This is a genomic window from Pontivivens nitratireducens (genome assembly GCF_011290545.1).
Classification (GTDB): Bacteria; Pseudomonadota; Alphaproteobacteria; order Rhodobacterales; family Rhodobacteraceae; genus Pontivivens; species Pontivivens nitratireducens.
In genome coordinates this window covers 3,005,598-3,025,090 of record NZ_CP049811.1, presented here as the reverse complement: position 1 = coordinate 3,025,090, position 19,493 = coordinate 3,005,598, and the positions used below count along the sequence as shown (strand labels likewise).

Annotated in this window: 23 protein-coding genes; 12 read left to right on the top strand and 11 right to left on the bottom strand. The window is 62.8% G+C overall.

Features of this window, described 5'->3' with window-relative positions; genetic code table 11:
* Nucleotides 1-19: 19 nt before the first annotated feature.
* Nucleotides 20-220, bottom strand: coding sequence for a YdcH family protein (locus G8E03_RS14895; RefSeq protein ID WP_430693215.1), 201 nt, complete (start codon nt 218-220; stop codon nt 20-22).
* A gap of 133 nt (nt 221-353) precedes the next feature.
* On the opposite strand from G8E03_RS14895, the gene G8E03_RS14890 reads away from it, so the two are divergent.
* The 8 genes from G8E03_RS14890 (at nt 354) to moaE (ending at nt 6,813) form a co-directional block, all read left to right on the top strand.
* Complete coding sequence (locus tag G8E03_RS14890) at nt 354-1,166, top strand: S49 family peptidase (protein ID WP_166193681.1); 813 nt, start codon at nt 354-356, stop codon at nt 1,164-1,166.
* Nucleotides 1,167-1,185: 19 nt separating this feature from the next.
* Nucleotides 1,186-1,344: a hypothetical protein gene (locus G8E03_RS14885; protein ID WP_166193677.1), complete on the top strand. Its 159-nt coding sequence runs from the start codon at nt 1,186-1,188 to the stop codon at nt 1,342-1,344.
* A gap of 78 nt (nt 1,345-1,422) precedes the next feature.
* Nucleotides 1,423-2,379 (top strand): calcium/sodium antiporter, encoded by a 957-nt coding sequence (locus G8E03_RS14880; RefSeq protein WP_166193674.1) that lies wholly within the window; start codon nt 1,423-1,425, stop codon nt 2,377-2,379.
* Between the two features lie 9 nt (nt 2,380-2,388).
* Nucleotides 2,389-3,174 (top strand): SDR family oxidoreductase, encoded by a 786-nt coding sequence (locus tag G8E03_RS14875; RefSeq protein ID WP_166193671.1) that lies wholly within the window; start codon nt 2,389-2,391, stop codon nt 3,172-3,174.
* Between the two features lie 298 nt (nt 3,175-3,472).
* A complete protein-coding gene (uvrC, locus tag G8E03_RS14870; protein ID WP_166193668.1) occupies nt 3,473-5,380 on the top strand; it encodes an excinuclease ABC subunit UvrC in 1,908 nt (635 codons plus the stop codon).
* 76 nt (nt 5,381-5,456) lie between these two features.
* The gene (gene pgsA, locus G8E03_RS14865) at nt 5,457-6,116 is read left to right on the top strand and encodes a CDP-diacylglycerol--glycerol-3-phosphate 3-phosphatidyltransferase (RefSeq protein ID WP_166193665.1); all 660 of its coding nucleotides are present in this window, start codon (nt 5,457-5,459) and stop codon (nt 6,114-6,116) included.
* Nucleotides 6,113-6,358, top strand: a complete 246-nt coding sequence (moaD, locus tag G8E03_RS14860; RefSeq protein ID WP_166193662.1) for a molybdopterin converting factor subunit 1 — start codon at nt 6,113-6,115, stop codon at nt 6,356-6,358. Before pgsA ends, moaD begins: the two co-directional genes overlap by 4 nt.
* Complete coding sequence (moaE, locus tag G8E03_RS14855) at nt 6,358-6,813, top strand: molybdopterin synthase catalytic subunit MoaE (RefSeq protein ID WP_166193659.1); 456 nt, start codon at nt 6,358-6,360, stop codon at nt 6,811-6,813. Before moaD ends, moaE begins: the two co-directional genes overlap by 1 nt.
* Here the strand turns inward: moaE and G8E03_RS14850 are convergent.
* The 3 genes from G8E03_RS14850 to ubiA form a co-directional block, all read right to left on the bottom strand.
* Nucleotides 6,804-7,169, bottom strand: a complete 366-nt coding sequence (locus G8E03_RS14850; protein ID WP_166193656.1) for a hypothetical protein — start codon at nt 7,167-7,169, stop codon at nt 6,804-6,806. The two genes, moaE and G8E03_RS14850, sit on opposite strands and share 10 nt — an antisense overlap.
* Nucleotides 7,166-9,046, bottom strand: coding sequence for an OmpA family protein (locus tag G8E03_RS14845; protein WP_166193653.1), 1,881 nt, complete (start codon nt 9,044-9,046; stop codon nt 7,166-7,168). The genes G8E03_RS14850 and G8E03_RS14845 overlap by 4 nt, the downstream gene beginning before the upstream one ends.
* A gap of 70 nt (nt 9,047-9,116) precedes the next feature.
* Complete coding sequence (gene ubiA, locus G8E03_RS14840) at nt 9,117-10,097, bottom strand: 4-hydroxybenzoate octaprenyltransferase (protein WP_166193650.1); 981 nt, start codon at nt 10,095-10,097, stop codon at nt 9,117-9,119.
* A 109-nt stretch (nt 10,098-10,206) separates the two neighbouring features.
* Between ubiA and G8E03_RS14835 the strand changes: the two genes are divergently transcribed.
* Nucleotides 10,207-10,938, top strand: a complete 732-nt coding sequence (locus G8E03_RS14835; RefSeq protein WP_166193647.1) for a 16S rRNA (uracil(1498)-N(3))-methyltransferase — start codon at nt 10,207-10,209, stop codon at nt 10,936-10,938.
* Here the strand turns inward: G8E03_RS14835 and G8E03_RS14830 are convergent, their stop codons facing one another.
* Entirely contained in the window at nt 10,939-11,409 is a 471-nt protein-coding gene (locus G8E03_RS14830) for a DUF302 domain-containing protein (protein WP_166193644.1), read from the bottom strand.
* A gap of 141 nt (nt 11,410-11,550) precedes the next feature.
* Here G8E03_RS14830 and G8E03_RS14825 point away from each other — a divergent pair, with 141 nt between their 5' ends.
* From G8E03_RS14825 to G8E03_RS14815, 3 genes are all read left to right on the top strand, one after another.
* A complete protein-coding gene (locus tag G8E03_RS14825; protein WP_166193641.1) occupies nt 11,551-12,075 on the top strand; it encodes a hypothetical protein in 525 nt (174 codons plus the stop codon).
* 268 nt (nt 12,076-12,343) lie between these two features.
* Nucleotides 12,344-13,714 (top strand): glutamate--cysteine ligase, encoded by a 1,371-nt coding sequence (locus tag G8E03_RS14820; RefSeq protein ID WP_166193638.1) that lies wholly within the window; start codon nt 12,344-12,346, stop codon nt 13,712-13,714.
* 60 nt (nt 13,715-13,774) lie between these two features.
* Nucleotides 13,775-14,611, top strand: a complete 837-nt coding sequence (locus G8E03_RS14815) for a fumarylacetoacetate hydrolase family protein (protein WP_166193635.1) — start codon at nt 13,775-13,777, stop codon at nt 14,609-14,611.
* On the opposite strand, the gene G8E03_RS14810 is transcribed toward G8E03_RS14815, so the two are convergent.
* The 6 genes from G8E03_RS14810 to fsa form a co-directional block, all read right to left on the bottom strand.
* Nucleotides 14,608-15,291, bottom strand: a complete 684-nt coding sequence (locus tag G8E03_RS14810) for a CDP-alcohol phosphatidyltransferase family protein (RefSeq protein ID WP_166193633.1) — start codon at nt 15,289-15,291, stop codon at nt 14,608-14,610. The two genes, G8E03_RS14815 and G8E03_RS14810, sit on opposite strands and share 4 nt — an antisense overlap.
* 65 nt (nt 15,292-15,356) lie before the next feature.
* Nucleotides 15,357-16,166: an amino acid ABC transporter permease gene (locus G8E03_RS14805; protein ID WP_166193630.1), complete on the bottom strand. Its 810-nt coding sequence runs from the start codon at nt 16,164-16,166 to the stop codon at nt 15,357-15,359.
* A gap of 63 nt (nt 16,167-16,229) precedes the next feature.
* Complete coding sequence (locus G8E03_RS14800) at nt 16,230-17,021, bottom strand: transporter substrate-binding domain-containing protein (protein ID WP_166193627.1); 792 nt, start codon at nt 17,019-17,021, stop codon at nt 16,230-16,232.
* Between the two features lie 191 nt (nt 17,022-17,212).
* Nucleotides 17,213-18,115, bottom strand: coding sequence for a tyrosine recombinase XerC (locus tag G8E03_RS14795; protein ID WP_166193624.1), 903 nt, complete (start codon nt 18,113-18,115; stop codon nt 17,213-17,215).
* 32 nt (nt 18,116-18,147) lie between these two features.
* Nucleotides 18,148-18,828: a DUF484 family protein gene (locus G8E03_RS14790; RefSeq protein WP_166193621.1), complete on the bottom strand. Its 681-nt coding sequence runs from the start codon at nt 18,826-18,828 to the stop codon at nt 18,148-18,150.
* Nucleotide 18,829: 1 nt separating this feature from the next.
* Nucleotides 18,830-19,483, bottom strand: coding sequence for a fructose-6-phosphate aldolase (gene fsa, locus G8E03_RS14785; RefSeq protein WP_166193618.1), 654 nt, complete (start codon nt 19,481-19,483; stop codon nt 18,830-18,832).
* Nucleotides 19,484-19,493 lie beyond the last annotated feature (10 nt).

Below are 19,493 nucleotides of genomic sequence, written 5' to 3'. Positions count from 1 at the left end.
AGGCACGCGGGGGGCAAACTCAAGCGATGATATCGGGGGTTATCTCATCCTCGATCCGGGCGATCCGGTCCTTGAGGGCAAGTTTCTGCTTCTTCAGCCTACGCAGGGTCAACATGTCGGCGCGGCCGTATTCGTCCAGCGCCACGATCGCGGTGTCCAGATCGCGGTGTTCGCGCAACAATACGTCGAGCCGGACACGCAAAACCGACTCGCGATCCATTTTCGTCATGTCCTGCATCTGCCATCCCCCGCCTCACTGGCCTTGCGTGACCGTGCGTTGAATCTAACATTCCGGGGCAAGTGTGCAATCCCCGACGGTTGTCGTTCCAGCAAAGGCAGCCTAGATGCGTGGGATGAACATAATTCAAAAATTGCGCAAGCGGCTGAAGCGCAAGCCGGTCGTCGCCGTTGTCAGGCTGCACGGTGCCATCGGAACTGGCGGCGGGCTGGGCGGGCGGACGCTGTCCGATGCAGGCACGGCCCCGTTGATCGAAAAGGCCTTCGCGTCGAGCCGGCTGGCGGCGGTGGCCCTGTCGATCAACTCTCCCGGCGGCTCCCCCGCGCAATCGGCGCTGATCGCGGCGCGCATTCGCAGACTGGCGGAGGAGAAGAACGTGCCGGTCTATGCATTCTGCGAGGATGTCGCCGCATCGGGCGGCTACTGGCTGGCCACGGCGGGGGATCAGATCTTCGCGGATGACAATTCGATCATCGGGTCCATCGGCGTCATCTCCGCCAGCTTCGGCTTTCAGGAGTTGATCGCGCGGCACGGGATCGAGCGGCGCGTTTATACAGCGGGGGAGGACAAGTCGATGCTCGACCCGTTCCGCCCCGAACGTGCCGAGGATATCGAGCGGCTGAAATCGTTGCAAAAGGACATCCATGACAATTTCATCGCACAGGTACGCGGCCGCCGGGGCGAGCGGCTGGCGGATCGCGATCTGTTTACGGGTGAGATCTGGGTCGGCAAACGTGCGCAGGAGGTCGGCCTGATCGACGGCATTGCGCATCTGGTGCCAAAGATGAAGGATGTGTTCGGCAAGAATATCGCATTTCGTGTCAGCTCCCCTCGGCGGCCTCTGCTGTCGCGGCTGGGTGCACCGGGGGTGAGCGATCTGCTCGCCGCGGTTGAGGAGCGCGCCCAATGGCAAAGATGGGGCCTGTAATCATGACGGAGACCCCGCAATGATCGTCAAGATCGTCGTTCTTTTTCTGGCATTCATCGCCATATTGGGCATGTTCGGAAAGCTCAGCCTGCTGGGGATCGGACCTCGCAAGCGGGTGTGCCGCGAATGTGGCGGCCACGTCATCGGCAAGAGTTGCCCCTGTGGCAAAACCAGCTAAGGCCGGATTGCAGTTGCACGGTATCGCCTACATATCTGCGGGAAGATCGCTCAATCAAAGCGATACGAGGGAGACGGCATGAATTTGATCATGACTGTGAGCGGTCTGGTCCTGCTGGTCATCGCGGGCGATCTGCTGGTGAGGGGCGCCGTTGCGCTGTCCCTTCGATTGGGGATCCCGGCGCTGGTCGTCTCACTGACCATCGTGGCGTTTGGTACGTCCGCGCCGGAATTGCTGATCGCGATCAAAGCTGCGCTCGATAACCTTCCGGGCATCGCCTATGGCAATGTCGTCGGCTCGAACATCGCGAATGTGCTGTTGGTGATCGGTCTGCCAGCATTGCTGGCCACGATCCACACGAAGGAGTGTGATACAAGGCGCAGCTATGTTCAGATGATCGGCGCGAGCGTGCTGTTCATCGGACTGTGCGCGGTTGCCCCGCTGGGTGTCTGGCATGGCGTCGCCCTGCTTGCCGCGTTGGCATATGTGCTGTTCGACGCCTACCGCTCCGCCCACGCGGCGCGACACGCGGGCATGGATCCAAAGGAAGAGCTGGCCGAACTGGAAGACGCGGAACCTGACATGCCGGTTTTGAAGATCGCCTTGTTTCTGATCGTCGGCCTGGTCGGGCTGCCTCTGGGCGCGAACCTGCTGATTGAAGGGGCGGAGGCGATCGCCATCCGGCTGGGCGTTTCAGAGGCGGTGATCGGGTTGACCCTGGTGGCCGTCGGCACCTCGCTGCCGGAATTGGCGACCACGATCATGGCAACCCTGCGACGCCAGGCTGACGTGGTTCTGGGCAATGTCATCGGCTCGAACGTGTTCAACCTGCTGGCCATTATGGGGGTCGCCTCGTTTTTTGGCCCGCTGGCGCTGCCCGATGGTTTCCTCGGGTTCGACCTGTGGGTCATGCTGGGCAGTTCGCTGCTGCTGATCCCGTTCGTTCTGGGCTGGTTCAATGTGACACGTATCTGGGGTGTCGCGTTCGTGGGCATCTATGTGGGCTATATCCTGCTGTTGCTGAACACTCATTGAGGACGTGCCATGAAACCGGGATACGCATTGATTACCGGCGGTGCGCAGCGGTTGGGGCGTGCCATGTCACTGGCGCTGGCGCAGGATGGCTGGGCGGTTGCGATCCACTACAATACCAGTGGGGAGGAAGCCGCCGTCCTGGTGGAGCAGATCGTCGCATCGGGTGGCAGGGCCGTCGCGGTACAGGCGGATCTGCTGGATGCCGAGGCCACGGCGGCCCTGATCGGTCGGGCGCGTGATGCGCTGGGGGGGGCGTTGACCCTCTTGGTCAACAATGCCTCGATCTTCGAATACGACAATTTCGAAACCGCCACGTTGGAAAGCTGGGACCGGCATATCGGGTCCAACCTGCGCGCACCGTTCCAGTTGACGCAGGCCTTTGCCGCCCAGGCCCCGGACACCGTGACCGACGTTGCAGGGGAGCCGGTGGCGCAGGCGGCCATTGTGAACATGTGCGACATGCGCGTGCGCAAGCTGACGCCGGAATTCACGACCTATACCATAGCGAAATCTGCGTTGTGGACGATGACGCAGACTGCGGCGCAGGGGTTGGCGCCCCGCGTGCGTGTCAATGCGATCGGGCCCGGCCCGACGATGCAGGGCACACGGCAATCGGATGCACATTGGGAAAACCAACGCGCGGCCACGCCGTTGCAGCGCGGATCGGACCCGCAGGAGATCGCCGCCGCATTGCGGTTCATCCTGTCGGTCGACGGGCTTACAGGGCAACTTCTGTGTCTGGACGGTGGGCAACATCTTGCGTGGAAAACCCCGGACGTGCAGGGGGTGGAGTGAGCTTTCCGATTCGTGGTGAGCTGATTTGTCCACGTGTCATATACCTGTCACCGGACTGTCTGGATTCCTTTAAGTTTTTCAAAGATATACCGAGGGCGTAATTATTTACTAAGCGAAATCAATAACTTGAAATGATGCCCAAAAACTGGGCAAACCGAGGCCACGCCTTATTTACAAGGGTGATCCAACGTTCACACAAAGGTGTCCTCAGACTTATCCACAGGAATCGTGGACAGGTTTACCCTTGTCAGATCACGGATCGCATTGCAGCGGCGGCGAGAATCACGAGACTGCTCAAATGGCACACAACAATCAGCACAGCTTTGACGAGGAAGGTCGCGCGCGCACCGCACAGGATGGCGTGCGCCCCGGTGTGCAGGTCATTTCCGACCATGTGAAAACCCTGCCAGATGCGCCTGGCGTGTACCGGATGCTCGATGCGAAGGGTGAGGTTCTGTATGTCGGCAAGGCCCGATCCCTGCGCAAGCGGGTTGCGAACTATACCAAACTGGTCGGCCAGACTGCCCGTATAGGCCGGATGATCGCCAATACCGCCTCGATGATGTTCCTGCGCACGGAGACGGAGACCGAGGCGCTGCTGCTGGAGCAGAACCTGATCAAGCAGCTCAAGCCGCGCTACAACGTTCTGCTGCGCGACGACAAGAGCTTTCCCAATATCCTCGTCACCGACGATCACGCCTACCCGCAGATCACCAAGCATCGAGGATCGAAATCCCGTCAGGGGCGCTATTTCGGGCCGTTCGCCTCCGCCGGATCGGTGAATGCCACGCTCAATACGTTGCAGAAGGCGTTCTTGCTGCGCAACTGCTCCGACTCGATGTTCGAGAGCCGGACCCGCCCGTGCCTGTTGCACCAGATCAAGCGATGCTCCGCCCCCTGCGTCGGCAAGATCAGTGAGGCCGATTACAGCGCCTTGGTCGAGGACGCGGTGAAGTATCTGCAGGGACGCTCCACCCGCCTGCAATCGGATCTGGCGAAGGACATGGCCGAGGCTTCTGCGAATATGGAGTTCGAGCGCGCCGCCGCCCTGCGCGACCGCATCCGTGCGATGACAAATGTGCAGTCGTCGCAGGGCATCAATCCCGACACCGTGGCGGAGGCGGACGTGATCGGTCTGTTCGAGACGAACGGTCAGGCCTGCGTTCAGGTGTTCTTTTTCCGGGCGCATCAGAACTGGGGCAACCGGGCCTATTATCCCCGCACCGGCGGCTCTGAATCCGCGGCGGAGATTCTCGAAAGCTTCATGGGGCAGTTCTATTCGACCAAGGATCCCGCCCGGATGATCCTGATGAGTCATGAGATCGAGAACGCCGACCTGATGCGCGCCGCGTTGAGCGCGAAGCTGGGCCGAAAGGTCGTGATCGGTGTGCCGCAGCGGGGCGAGAAGAAGATGCTGGTCGATCAGGCCGTCAGCAACGCCCGCGAAAGCCTGGGCCGCCGGATGAGCGAGACCGCCACACAGGCCAAGCTGTTGGAAGGTCTGGCCGAGGCCTTCGATCTGGACACCGTGCCCCAGCGGATCGAGGTCTATGACAACTCCCATATTCAGGGTGCCCATGCGGTTGGCGCGATGATCTGCGCCGGACCCGAGGGGTTCCTGAAATCCAGCTATCGCAAGTTCAACATCAAGGGGGAGGGCATCACCCCCGGCGACGATTTCGGCATGATGAACGAGGTTCTGGATCGCCGATTCGCCCGCCTGATGAAGGAAGACCCCGACCGCAAATCGGACCAGTGGCCCGACCTGGTGCTGATCGACGGCGGTCCCGGTCAGGTCAGCGCGGCGGAGGCGGCTTTGGCGGAACTGGGCGTCGAGGATGTGACGATCATCGGCGTGGCCAAGGGGACGGAGCGTGATGCCGGCAAGGAGGTTTTCTATCGCAAGGGCAAGCCGCCGATGGCGCTGCCCTTTCGTGATCCGGTGCTCTACTTCACGCAACGCCTGCGCGATGAGGCGCATAGATTCGCCATCGGCACCCACCGCGCGAAACGGGCGAAGGCCACCACCGCGACGCCGCTGGACGAGGTGCCCGGCGTGGGCGCCGCACGCAAACGTGCCTTGCTGGCTCATTTCGGCTCGGCCAAGGCGGTCACGCGGGCTGGGCTGGCCGATTTGAAGGCGGTGGAGGGGATTTCCGACAGCCTCGCGGAACAGATCTATGGCTTCTTCAATGCCGGGGCATGAAGGCGGCGCGCGAAATTCGCAGATATTTTGGCACCTTGCCCTATCCGGGCCATGTTTCAGGCGCTAGATCACGGATATGCGCTGGACCATACCAAATATCCTGACCGTCGCCCGGGTGCTTGCCGCCCCGATGATTGCCGTTCTGTTTCTGATACTGCCCCGTCCGCTGGCGGATTGGGCGGCGTTGATCCTGTTCGTCACGGCCTCCCTGACCGATTACGTCGATGGCTGGATTGCGAGGCGCTATAATCTGGGGACCTCGTTCGGCAAGATGCTGGACCCGATCGCGGACAAGGCGATGGTGATCATTGCATTGGCGGTCCTGTTCGCCCTGCTGGGGTTCAACTGGTTCTACGTGCTGCCAACGGCATTCATCCTGCTGCGTGAGGTTCTGGTTTCGGGGCTGCGGGAATTCCTCGGCAATGTGAAGCTGGACGTTACCAAGGTCGCGAAGTGGAAAACGACGACGCAGATGTTCGCCATCGCGACCCTGCTGGGCGCAGGTGCCATCGGTGCGGAATATCAGCGCATGGTCTTTGCCACCGAACCGCAGGTGCGTGACGCAATCTTGCGGGGTGAAATCGCCGATGACCGGGGCCTTGTTCTGCTGCATCTGGCCAATGATTTCGTTTTGCTGATCGGTCTGGTGTTGCTGTGGATTGCCGCTGTTCTGACCGTCATGTCCGGCTGGGATTACTTCCGCAAGGCGATGCCTTATCTGGAGGACAAGACATGAAGGTTTTGTATTTCGCATGGCTGCGCGAACGTATCGGAACCGGCTCCGAGGAGGTTGAGACGAATGCCTCCACCGTGGCCGAACTGGTGGCCGAGCTTACCTCGCGTGAGGATCGCTACGCTGCGGCCTTTGCCGATATGTCCGCCGTGCGTGTCGCTGTCGATCAGACCATGACGGATATCGACGCCTCGCTGACCGGCGCGGGCGAAGTCGCGTTCTTTCCTCCGATGACAGGTGGCTGATGAGTGTTTCGGTTCAGATCGGGGATTTCGACATCGGTCAGGAAATCGGTACGCTGACAGCCGTCCGCACCGACATCGGCGCTGTCGTGACCTTTACCGGCCTCGTACGCGATATGGGCGGCGGTCAACCGGTCAGCGCGATGGAGCTGGAACACTGGCCCGGCATGACCGAACAGGCCCTTGAACAGATCGAGACGCAGGCCCGGCAGCGGTGGTCTCTGAAGGCCACCCGCATCGTGCACCGCTACGGCGCGCTGAAGCCCGGCGACCAGATCGTGCTGGTTATCGCGGCCTCCCCCCACCGGGGGGCGGCGTTCGAGGCGGCGGAGTTCATGATGGACTTTCTCAAGACCCGCGCCCCCTTCTGGAAGAAGGAAACCACGCCGCAGGGTGCGCGCTGGGTCGATGCACGCGATGCGGACGACACCGCGCAGGCCCGCTGGGATCAACCCTGAGGGCTGTCCTGATTGTCGCTTTTGGCATCCGCGCGGGCCTTCTCGGCCTCATAGGCGGCCTGCCAATCCGATATTTGCTGCCGCGCGGTTCGCAAACCGTCCATCGCCGCGTCGAGTTCGGCCTGCTTTTCACGCAGTTGCCCCCGCAAGGACTGATCCGTCGCGGCCAGCTGCGCCGCAATGGTGGCCTGACCCTCCTCCGCCTGCGCAAGACGGGCGGTCATGTCGTCCACGGTTTCGACCTTCGCGGTTCCGGCGCGCGCCATGCCGCCGTAGATCCAGCGCAATATCCACCCTAGGACAACCGCGCCCAGCAGGGCGACGGTCATGGCGATCACGAGCTCGGAACGGGTCATTCGTCCTCTTCCTCCTGGGTGGGCGCGTCGGCAGCGGGATCAACGTCCGGTTCGGACGTGCTCAGCTCGAATTCGATCCGACGGTTGGCCTCGCGCCCCTCTGCCGTGTCGTTGTCGGCAATGGGCGACGCCTCGCCATAGCCTGTAGCGCTCATTCGGTCCAGAAATACACCGCGCGACAACAAAGCGTCCAGAACGGCATCGGCGCGCAACTGAGAGATGCGGCGGTTCATGTCCTCACCACCGCTGCTGTCGGTGTAACCTTCGATGGAGACCTGAACGGTTGGGCAGGTGGCCAGGATGCGCGCAATCTCATCCAGCGGTCCGGCGGAGGATGCATCGAGCGAGGCGGAGGACGGCGCGAACAGGATGCGGTCCTCCTGCTGCGCGGCGGTGATTTCGGCGCTGCATTCGGCGGGGGATTTCAGAACCTCGGGCAGGGCCTCCACCTCGGTGACCTCAACCGGTTCGTATTCCTCGATGTCGATTTCCAGGTCTCTCGTGCCGGTCAGGCGTGAGGTCAGCGCCCCCTCGATCCGGGTGGCCAGCCCCGGCCCCTCACCCGTACCCGTGATGTGGATCGTCGCCTCTCCGATCCGAATGGTGCCCGTGTCCAGCGTGTTCATGACGTCGAGTAGCGCAAGTGCATCCGCCAGCGACGGGGCGGCACCCGGATCGCTGGCGATCAGGTCGAGCGTCAGGCTGCGCCCGGGAAAGGCGGTTTCGGCGTAGCTTTGCATCGTTTCCACCCCGGCCTCACCCGTGACGGCGCCCACGGCACTGATGCGCCCCGGTGCAATGGTCATGGTCAATCCGCGTGGGGCGGCAGCCACCAGCGGAGACGGCTCTTCCTCCGCCTGAACGCGGTTCATCAGCAGGGAATAGCCCTCAGGCAAGCGCGCGTCCGCCCGCGCCACAAGGCCATCGACCCGGTCGTCGATGGCGCTCGATTCCAGTGAAAGCTGCACCACCCGGTCGCGGATGGAGAGTGCGGCATCAGGCAAGTCTGTCAGAAGTTCCGTAGCGATCTGAACCGTTTGCGGCCAGTTATCGTCCGGCGCGCCCAGTGCAACCTCGCATTCCAGATCGTTCAGACCGGTCGCGGCGGCAATCTGGCGGGCAATGGTCCTAGCGGCGGATTGTGTGGAGGCCGCGCATGTGCTGAGCTGAAAGGTGCCATCCGAAACGGACAGATCGAAGGGGTACGGGCTCAACGTCATGCGCGGCGCGCTGAGAGACAGATCAATCTGTTGACCCTGGGGCGTGGCTGCCTCGATTTCAGCGACAAGGCTCTGCCGTAGCTCGGCATCGGCCAGAGCGGCCTCGATCGCTATCCCGCCGTCGGTGACCATCACCCGACCCGTCGTGATTTGCGGCGCGATGCTGCCCAGCAATGTCAGGGTCTGCTCCCAATCCGCCTGCGGCTCCGTCTCGACAGGGCGGGTCAGATCCACGACGCGGCGTGAGAACATGCCCAGCAATTCCGCTATCTGATCGTTGAACACCTGCGGCGTGTTTCCCAGCAATGTGACGAGGTCGGGAGCCAGCAGGATGTCGAGGTTCAGCACCTCGGGCACAGCGACCTCGGCATCGGTCAGCGTGATGGTCGACGCGATACGATCCTGCGGAACGACGGCCTCCGCCACATCCAGCGCGCGAAACTTCGCGGCCTCGCTGGGGGAGGTGCCGCTGAGGGTCACGGTCATGCCGTCAACCTCGACCGTGACCCAATCCTGACCGGCGGCGGACAGGGCGTTGCGCACCGCCCCCCCCGTCTGCGCCTCTATCTCATCCGCTCCGATCTGGGCGAGATAAAATGCGCCCGCACCCGACGCCCCCAGGGACAATGCCGCGAAGAGGATTGCGAACAGCTTCATGCGAACTCCACTCGTTGCCTGACATGCGACGAGGTAGCCCTGACAACTTTCGCCCGCAAGGGGAAGGTGATCATAGCACCCGTGCCAGCGCCCCGGCCAGCGCCAGTGCCACGGCCAGGATCAGTCCGGCATCGCGATTGGACCGGAACAGCCCCAGACAGGTTTGCACATCGTCGATATCCAGATGCCGCAATTGCCACCAAAGATGCATTCCGAAGCCCCAAACGCCGCCGAGGGCCAGGACCAGCGTCAGCACAGATCCGTCGATAAGCGCCGCGATCACCGCATACAGGCCCAGCAGAACCGCCAGCACCAGAAACAGCATCAGCCAGCGCGGTGTGCGGTCCGCAAACAGGCGGGCGGTGGATTTCACGCCGATCAGGGCGTCGTCTTCCTTGTCCTGATGCGCATAGATCGTGTCGTAGAACAGTGTCCACGCAATTCCGGCGAGATAGAGCGCAACCGCCGGCCATTCCAGCGTGCCACGCACCGCAACCCAGAACAGCAATGCGCCCCAGTTGAACGCAAGGCCGAGGAAAACCTGCGGCCACCATGTAAACCGCTTGGCGAACGGATAGATCGCGACCGGGATCAATGCGGCGATGCCCATGGCAATGGCAGGCAGCGGAAAGGTCAGCAAGATCGCGAAGGCCAGCGCCATCTGAACCCCCATCCAGATAAAGGCCTGACGCGCCGTCACCTGACCCGAGGGCAGCGGGCGGGACCGGGTCCGCGCCACCGCCGCGTCGAAGTCCCGATCGCTGAGGTCGTTCCACGTGCATCCCGCGCCGCGCATCAGGAACGATCCCAGCGCCGCCGCTATGACGTACCACAATGTCAGCGGCGTCCATCCCCCGCTGGCAGCAACCGCCAGAGCCAGCCCCCACCAGCATGGCAACAGCAGCAGCCAGGTTCCGGCGGGCCTGTCCGCGCGGCTCAGCCGCAGGTAGGGCCGGGTGGCGGGCGGTGCGATGCGGTCCACCCAGTTGCGGTCCACCGCATCGGCGACGCGGCCATCGGGTGTGCGATCTTGTGCTGAGTCGTTGTTCATGGTGCCGTTATTGCAGATCACGGGCCCAAGTTCAGCACCACATGTACCTGACGACGGGTGACGGATGCCTCGGACGCGGATATTGCAGGAGCAAGGTGAGGAGAGACGCATGAACCGGGCCAAGATCAGAGTGTTCGTCGAGGATGATTTGGGCGCGGGGGAAACCCTGAACCTGGCCGGACACGCGCATTATCTGACGAATGTCATGCGGCTTCAGGTGGACGCTGAAATCGCGGTCTTCAACGGGCGCGACGGGGAATGGACCGCGCGACTGGTCGAGGCAGGCAAGCGTCGGGTGACGGCGCAGTGCCTGACGCGAACGCTGGACCAAAGCACACCGCCCGATCTGTGGCTGCTGTTCGCGCCCATCAAGAAGGCTCGAACGGATTTCATCGTCGAAAAGGCAACCGAGATGGGGGCTCGACGGATCCAGCCGGTGTTTACGCGCTTCACGAATTCCGAGCGGGTGCGCCCTGAAAAACTGCACGCGCATTGTATCGAGGCGGCGGAGCAGTGCGGCGGCGTTTTCGTACCCGAGCTTTCCGACCCGGCACCGCTGGATAAGGTTCTGGATTACTGGCCGCAGGATCGCAAACTGATGTTCTGCGATGAGATGTCCGCCCGCATGGATACGCTCGATGCGCTGAGGTCCACCGGCGGGGACAAGTGGGCGATACTCATCGGGCCCGAGGGCGGCTTCGCGGCGGATGAGGCGGCCCGCCTGCGCGATATGGCACAGACGGTTCCGGTCAATCTGGGCCCGCGCATCCTGCGCGCGGACACCGCCGCGGTCGCGGCGATGGCCCTGTGGCAGGTGGCGCTGGGCGACTGGCGCGCCTGATCAGTTCACAGCGTCGTCCGCAATGGTGGCGAAGTCGGCATCCAGCTCCGCCGCGATTTCGGCCAGCTCGTCACCGCCTTCGTTCATGTAGGGGGTGAAGACGAGGGTGGGGGTCTTGTAGCTCAAGGTCGCGGTCCCGTCCTCGTTCTGCGTGACATACATGCGGATCGGCGCCTCGATCATCGCAGCAGTGCTGAGCGCGAGCGTGCGCACGGCCACGTCGTTGTTAAAGACGCCGATCACCCGGTTGCCCGGAATGATGACCCCGCGCTGGGCCGCCGCAGCGGTCGGACCGGCCTCGGTGACGACGCCGTAGCCGTTCGCGGTGACGGCATCCTTCACATCGTCGATCAGGGTTTCGTATGTCTTCTCAGTCTGGGTCACGACCCAGCCCTCACGCTCGGTCAGCGGTTCGGCAAGGGCGAGCGCGGGCATCATGGCGAAGGCGGCGATCAGGGGGGTAAAGCGCATTGGACTCTCCATTTCAAATTCGACTTCACCAGAAAAATAGTGCGCATGCCGCAAATTGCCCGATCACCAATCCCTGCGCTGGGGGCTGGCAAGGGATCACCAGCACGCATAACATGGGAATGATATTCGAAAGGACAGTGCATGATACGCCCCGAGCTGATCCGATGGACCCGCCGCAACGGTGAGGCGCTGGCGATGATCGGGCTTCTGATCTGTTCCGCCTGGGTTGCGACCCGTGGCGGGCCTGTCCTGCTGGTCATGGGCGCGGTGATGGGTCTGCTGGCATTGGCGCTGCTGCGATCCGCATTGCTGAGGTTGCGGTTCTCGCGCCGAAGAGGCGATCCCGGAATGGTGATGGTGGACGAATTGCGCGTGGGCTATTTCGGGCCGGACACCGGCGGGTTTTTCGAAATGGGGCAGGTCAGGGCGATAGATCTGATGACCTATCCCACGGGCGCGCACTGGACTCTGCACGGCGACGGCGAACCGCTGATGATCCCTACCGCGGCCAAGGGTGCGGAGCAGTTGTTCGACGTGTTCGCGTCCCTGCACGGATTCCCGATGAAACGCGCGCTCGATCTGGTCGAGGGCAAGGGCAGCTCCACAACGCATCGCCTGTGGCAGAGGTCACCGGCCGATGATCGCAAGGTCCGCTCAATCGTCTAGCGCGGACGCTCCATCTGCCAGCGCAGGTGGGCACGCACCGCGGGCCATGGGTGCCGGTCAGGGTGACGGGATCGGGCCAGTTGCACATCTGTGTGTCCTTCGCGCTTTTCCCGATGCTATGCGATTGAAAGCGGGCGCGCATGTTGCATATTGCCTCGTGACGAACATAGCAGACTGAAACGGTGATTTTCCGGTCGGAGCGTTGCCAACCGCCGGCGTAGCCGCTACGCCAGAAAGTCCTGAGCGATTGCCGAAGGAGGCCCGCCCCATGTCCATCCCCCAAACCGGCGGAGGGCCGATCGAGCATCGCGATCAGCTTGCCGATTATCTGGAATCCGGCTGCAAGCCAAAGGACGATTGGCGCATCGGCACGGAGCATGAGAAATTCGGCTACTGCCTCGACACGCACAAGCCCCTTCCATATGAGGGCGACCGGTCCGTCCATGCCATGCTGTCGGGGCTGAGCACCCGCTATGACTGGGCGCCGGTGCGCGAACAGGGCAAGTTGATCGGTCTGACCAAGGGCGCGGCGAACATCTCGCTGGAGCCGGGCGGTGCGCTGGAGTTGAGCGGAGCCCCGCTGGAAACCATCCACCAGACCTGCGACGAGGTGAACACCCATCTTGCGCAGGTCAAGGCGATCGCGGGCGAGATCGGCGTCGGCTTCATCGGTCTGGGCGCGGCTCCGAACTGGCTGGAGGATGAGGTCAGCCTGATGCCCAAGGGCCGCTATGCCCTGATGGACCGCTACATGAACAAGGTCGGCACCACCGGCACCTGGATGATGCGCCGGACCTGTACGGTTCAGGTGAACCTCGATTTCGGTTCCGAAAGCGACATGGTGCAGAAATTCCGCGTGGCCCTGGCCCTGCAACCGGTCGCGACTGCGCTGTTCGCGAACTCGCCCTTCTGGGAGGGTAAGGTCAATGGCTGGCAAAGCTGGCGCGCCCGTATCTGGCGCGATCTGGACAAGGCGCGCACCGGAATGCTGCCTTTCGTGTTCGAGGACGGAATGGGCTTCGATCGCTACGTGGACTACGCGCTCGACGTGCCGATGTACTTCGTCTACCGCGACGGGAAATACATAGACGCGCTCGGCATGAGCTTTCGCGATTTCCTCAAGGGCGAATTGCCGGCCCTGCCGGGTGAGGTTCCCACGATGAGCGATTGGGCCGATCACCTGACCACAACATTCCCCGAGGCGCGGATCAAGAAATATATGGAGATGCGCGGCGCAGATGCCGGGCCATGGCGGCGCCTGTGCGCGCTGCCGGCGTTCTGGGTTGGGCTGCTCTACGATCAAGGCGCGCTCGATGCTGCATGGGATCTGTGCAAGGACTGGACCGAGCAGGAGCGGGCTGCGCTGCATCATGACGCTGCGAAATACGGGCTGAAGGCGGAAATTCGCGGTGAAACGATGCAGGACCTCGCCCGGCGCTGCATAGATATCGCGAATGACGGTCTGGTCGCACGTGCCCGCAGCGGGGCGGGCGGTCTGATCCCGGACGAGACGCATTTTCTGGACGCTCTGCGCGATATCGTCACGCGGGGACAGACGCCCTCGGATGAGTTGCTGGCGCAGTATCATGGCGCGTGGAATGGCGATGTGGACAAGGTGTTCGACGAATACAGCTATTGATCGCGCATCTGGGAATACCGAACATTCCGCCACGTGGCGGGGCAGGCGAGGACGAAGGACATGAAGCTATTCAATTTCGGTGAGATCGGCGCGGAGCGCGCGGGTGTGGTTGATGGGGATGGCAAATTGCGGGATTTCTCCGCGCATCTGCCCCGCATCGATGCCGCCGCGATCACTGACGGGTTCGACGCCCTGACGGATATCGACCTGACCGCTCTGCCACTGGTTGAGGAAGGCGCGCGGATCGGAGCCTGCGTCCTGAACCCGCCGACCTTCTATTGCATCGGGTTGAACTACGCCGCCCATGCGGACGAGTCGGGAATGCCCTATCCTACGGAACCGCTGGTGTTTTCCAAGGCGGCCTCGGCGCTGGCCGGGCCGAACGACGATCTGGTTCTGGCACCCGATGCGCTGAAGGCTGATTGGGAGGTCGAACTGGGCGTCGTGATCGGGGCGCGGGGCTGGCAAGTGGACGCGGCGGACGCAATGGACTTCGTTGCCGGATATTGCGTGGTGAACGACCTGTCCGAACGCGCATGGCAACTCGAAGGAACCGGTCAGTGGATCAAGGGCAAGTCCGCACCCGGCTTCGGCCCCATTGGCCCCTATCTGGTCACGAAGGACGAGGTGGGCGATCCCGGCGCGCTCGATCTGTGGTTAAGTCTGAACGGCGACCGGCTTCAGAACTCCAACACCTCCGACCTGATCTTCGACATTCCGCAGATTATCGCGCATATGAGCCAGCGTATGGTGCTGCTGCCCGGTGACGTGATCGCGACGGGCACGCCCGCGGGTGTGGGGATGGGGCTGCAGCCGCAGCGGTATTTGCGCGATGGCGATGTAATGGAACTGGGGGTCGAGGGACTGGGAACCCAACGGCAGGTCGTACAGCTCTAACGTTCGGGCACGATCTGCTGCACGATCCCGGCCAACAGCAGATAGATGCTGGTCACCGCCAGCCCGACCTGCGCCCAGCCCGGCCCGGTGAACTGCGTCCACGCCACGATCGTGGCGAACGCACCCCATGCCAGCATGACCGGCAGGGACAGTTTGTACCACCGTTCGGTGCGGACGGGGTGAATGAACTTGAGCGAGAAGAACTGCGCGATGGCGATGCCGATGATCATGAACATCGCCGCCCAGCCGCCGAAATCTATCGCGAACAGCACCAGAACCACCATGTTCCAGCAGCCCGGAAAACCGGAGAAGCTGTTATCCTCGGTCTTCATCCGCGTATCGGCGAAATAGATCACGCCCGTGATGCAGATCAGCAGACCGGCGGCGAAGCTCCACCCTTCTCCGATCAGATTGGCGGAGATCAGGGCATAGGCGGGAATGAAAACATAGGTCAGATAGTCGATGATGAGGTCCAGCAGCACGCCGTCCCATTGCGGTGCATTGCGCTTGATATCGACCCGGCGCGCCAACGGTCCGTCGATGCCATCGACGATCAGCGCCACGATCAGCCAAAGGAACATCACCGACCAATTGGCCTCTGCCGCCGCGATCATCGCCATCAGGGCGAGACCCGCACCGGTCGCTGTGAAGAGATGGACGGAAAAAGCCCGAACGAACATATGTTTGTGCTCCTCGATTGTCGTGCAGGCTAACAGGGGCGGGTGGCGCCTGAAACCGCTTAATCTCACTTCTTGCCAGATAGCTTGCCCGGTCTCTGTCGCAAGCGACGCTCCAACGCGCGCAGGGCGAGGCTGAGGCCGATTGTCATCATCAGATAGATCACGGCGACGATATTGTAGGTTTCCATGTATCTGAATGAGCCCGAGGCGTAAATCTTACCCAATTGCGTGACATCTGCGACTCCCAGAACCGAAACGAGCGAGCTGTCCTTGATCAGGGCAATGAAATCATTGCCCAGCGGCGGCAGAATCGTGCGCAGGGCCTGGGGAAACACGATCAGGCGAAACCGTTGCCAGCCGCTGAACCCCAGCGCCTTGGCCGCTTCGGACTGACCCGGATCGACCGATTGAATGCCCGCGCGGAACACCTCCGCGATGAAGGCGGAATAGCCGATGGTCAGCGCCAGGATCGCGCGCCACATCAAGGACAGGTCGCGGGTGCGCATCGGATCGAGGCCCAGCGGCTCGATCACGGTGTTTACTGCGATCACCAGCGCCGGCGCGCCGACGAACGCGATGTAGAACAGCAGCACCAATATCGGGATGCCGCGCACGATTTCGATGTAGAACCGTGCGATCTGCCGCAGGATCAGGAATCGCGACAGGCTCATGGTTGCCAGTACCAGACCGATCGCTGCGGCCGCCAGAAACGCCACCACGGTGACAAAGGCCGTGATCCTCACCCCCTTGAGGACGGTCGCGAAGATCTGTGAATACAGATCGTCCGCCACGATCTGCCACGTGATGAGCATGGCGATTGCGATGGCTGCGACGAGCCACCACGGAAAGTCGCGATCCTGTGGGCTGGGGGGCATGTATGCTTGTACCGTTGGGGGTTTGACCGGATCCGTGCATCTAGCAACGGGCCCGGGCGGGGCCTAGCCGCCCATCTTGTAGTCGAGGAACCATTTCGTGTTGAGCGTGTCCATCGTGCCATCGGCCTTCATTGCCGCAATCGCGGCGTTGACCGGTGCGACCAGATCGGACCCGCGCGGAAAGATGAACCCGAAATCCTCGGAGCCGAGCGGTTCGCCGATCAGCTTGAACACATCCGGGTTCGCCGCGACATAGCCGTTGCCAGCCGTGCCGTCGGTCAGCACCATGTCGACATCGCCTGCCCGCAGGGCCTGCACCCCCGCGCCGAAGGTCTCAAACAGTTTGATGCGTGAATTGCTCTCATCCCCGTCCAGCACGTCATAGACCGCGACGTAGAAGGGGGTCGTGCCCGGCTGGGCGCCGACCAGTCCATCCTCCAACGCGGCGAAGCTGGACGCATCGGTGAAGCGGTCTTCGTCCGCGCGCACCAGCATGAACATCTCGGATCGCATGTAGGGATCGGAGAAATCGACGACTTCCGCCCTGTCTTCGCGAATGGTGATGCCGGTCATGCCCATGTCGTACTGACCTTCGGACACAGCGGGGATCATCGCGTCCCAGGAGGTGTTCTCAATCTCGACGGTCGCGTTCAGGCGGGACGCGATCTCGGCCATTGCATCGTATTCCCATCCGATCGTCTCACCCGTGGCGGGATCGACGAATTGCAGAGGCGGATAGGCGTTTTCGGTCACGACCGTGATGGTCCGCCCGTCGAGATCGGGCAAATCCTGCGCAGCAGCGGCGCTGGCCAGCAGGCTGGCGCCCAGGGCGAGGAATGTAAGCGATTTGAACATCGGGACTTCTCCTGTGGCGGGTGTCGTTCATGCCAGCTTCCGCACTCCACGCGGCGGGGCAAGGAAATCTTGTAGTTTTCTGCATAAGTCGCGCTCAACCAAGGGCGCGCGGCAGTTATATCCCTCGCAGGACGGGTTGGGTGCACGATTCGGCAAAGGTCCGACGCCCGATTTCGCAGTTAAGCGCCGGGTCAGCCACCGGGCTTTTTCTTCGCGGCATCATAAATGTCCATCAAACGGGTCTGATCCAGCGAGGTGTAGATCTGTGTGCTCGACAGGGACGCATGGCCGAGCAGGGTCTGGATCGCGCGAAGATCCCCGCCGGCCTCCAGCAAATGCGTGGCGAATGAATGGCGCAGCGCGTGAGGCGTGGCGGAGGATGGCAGGCCCAGCTGGATGCGAAGATCGGACATGCGTTTCTGAACGACGGAACTCGACAGCCGCCCGCCCCTCACCCCCAGAAACAGGGCGTCATCCGCCGTGACGGGCAGGGGGCAAATCGCGCGGTAAGCCTCCACCGCGTCGCGCGCGACAGGCAGGACGGGAACCTGCCGTTCCTTGTTCCCCTTGCCGATGATGCGGACCGAGTCGCCCAAGGGGGCATCGGATTGCGACAGGCCCAGCGCCTCGGATATCCGCAGTCCGCAGGCGTAGAGCAATGTCAGCACGGCCGTATCGCGCGCGGCAATCCAGGGTTTGACATGAGCGGGCCGCGTGTCCGCGATCACCGCGCGGGCCGCCTCCGTGCTGAGAGGGCGGGGCAGGCCGGACTTGATCCGGGGCGCACGGGTGGCCATGACCGCCGTCGCGTCGAGGTTTTCGACCTCCGCCAGCCAGCGGTGGAAGCTCTTTACCGCGGACAGGGCGCGTGCGGCGGACCGTGCCGACAAACCCTCGGCGCGCAAATGGGCGATCCATGCGCGCATTTCGGGGGATGTTACCTCACCCAGCCCGTTCCGACCGACAGGTGCGCCCCGATGCAGGTTGAGAAATCCCAGATAGCCCGCGACGTCGTGGCGGTAACTTTCGGCCGTGCGTGGCGACTGCCCGCGCACCGGGACGATCTGATCGATCCAGCGGGACAGAAGCGCCATCGCGCCATCGGTGCCGCAAGAGCGTTGCCCGCTCACGCCAGCCAGCGGCGGACGGAGCGTTCGAAGCAGCCGGTGAAGAACTCCAGCAGATCAGTGCCCTGATCCGGTGCGAACCGATCCATATCGCCCGAGCCGAAGACCAGCATCGCGGCCCGGCGCCCCTCACCCAAATCCAGACGCATCAGCGCCTCGGAGCGGATGCGCAGGGTCTGTTCCTCGAACACGGCGGTGGCGGTCGGCCCGGTGGGGCGCAGGGTGATGCGGGCGGGATCACGATCGCGCATGGCACCGACATAGCTGTCGACCCCGCCGATCGGCAGCGCGACAATGCCGCGTGCATTCGCGATCGCGCGTTCCTCCGGCGACAATTCCAACGCCAAGCGCACGGTATCCACGGTCAGGATGTCCGCCACCGGGCCGGTCATCGCGGCCAGAAACCCTGCGAAATCTGTCGGTGCCAGAATCTCCATCACGGCGCGGTGTATCTGCTGCGTGCCGGACAGGTTTTCATAGGCGGCGGCGATCACCGTTCGGTGCGTCTGCTCCAACTCACCCAAGCGCCCCTCCAACCGATCGACCAGCACCCCGCGCAAGTCGGTGATGCGACCGTCGCCATGGTCCTGTGCCGCGACGAGGGCGCGCATCACGTCCCCGTCATCCAAGACGAGCGCGGGATCTTCGAGGATCAGGTCACGGATCGCGGCGCGGTCCATATCAGAGGATCTTCTGCCCGGTTTTCGCCCAATCGGCCATGAAGCTGGCCAGACCCGCATCGGTCAGGGGGTGGGAGGCCAGCTTTTTCAGAACCTCGGGTGGGGCGGTGATCACGTCGGCACCGATGCGCGCGCAGTCGCTGACATGGTTCACGGTGCGAATGGACGCGGCCAGAATTTCCGTGCCGTAGCCGTAATTGTCAAAGATCGTGCGGATATCCGCGATCAGGTCGATGCCGTCGATGTTGATATCGTCCAGACGCCCGATGAAGGGGGAGATGAAGCTCGCCCCCGCCTTTGCCGCCAGCAACGCCTGATTGGCGGAGAAGCACAGCGTAACGTTGACCATACGGCCCTCATCCGTCAGCGTTTTGCAGGTTTTCAGCCCGGCCCAGGTCAGCGGCACCTTCACCGCGATATTGTCCGCGATCTTGGCCAGCTTGCGGCCCTCGGCGATCATGTCATCAGCCTCGGTCGCAGTCACTTCGGCGGAGACGGGACCGTCGATCAGATCGCAGATCTCCTTGGTGACTTCGAGGATGTCACGCCCCGATTTCATGATCAGCGACGGGTTTGTGGTGACACCGTCCACGAAGCCCAGATCGTTGAGCTCGGAGATCGCTGCGACATCGGCGGTATCGACGAAGAATTTCATGGCTCATATT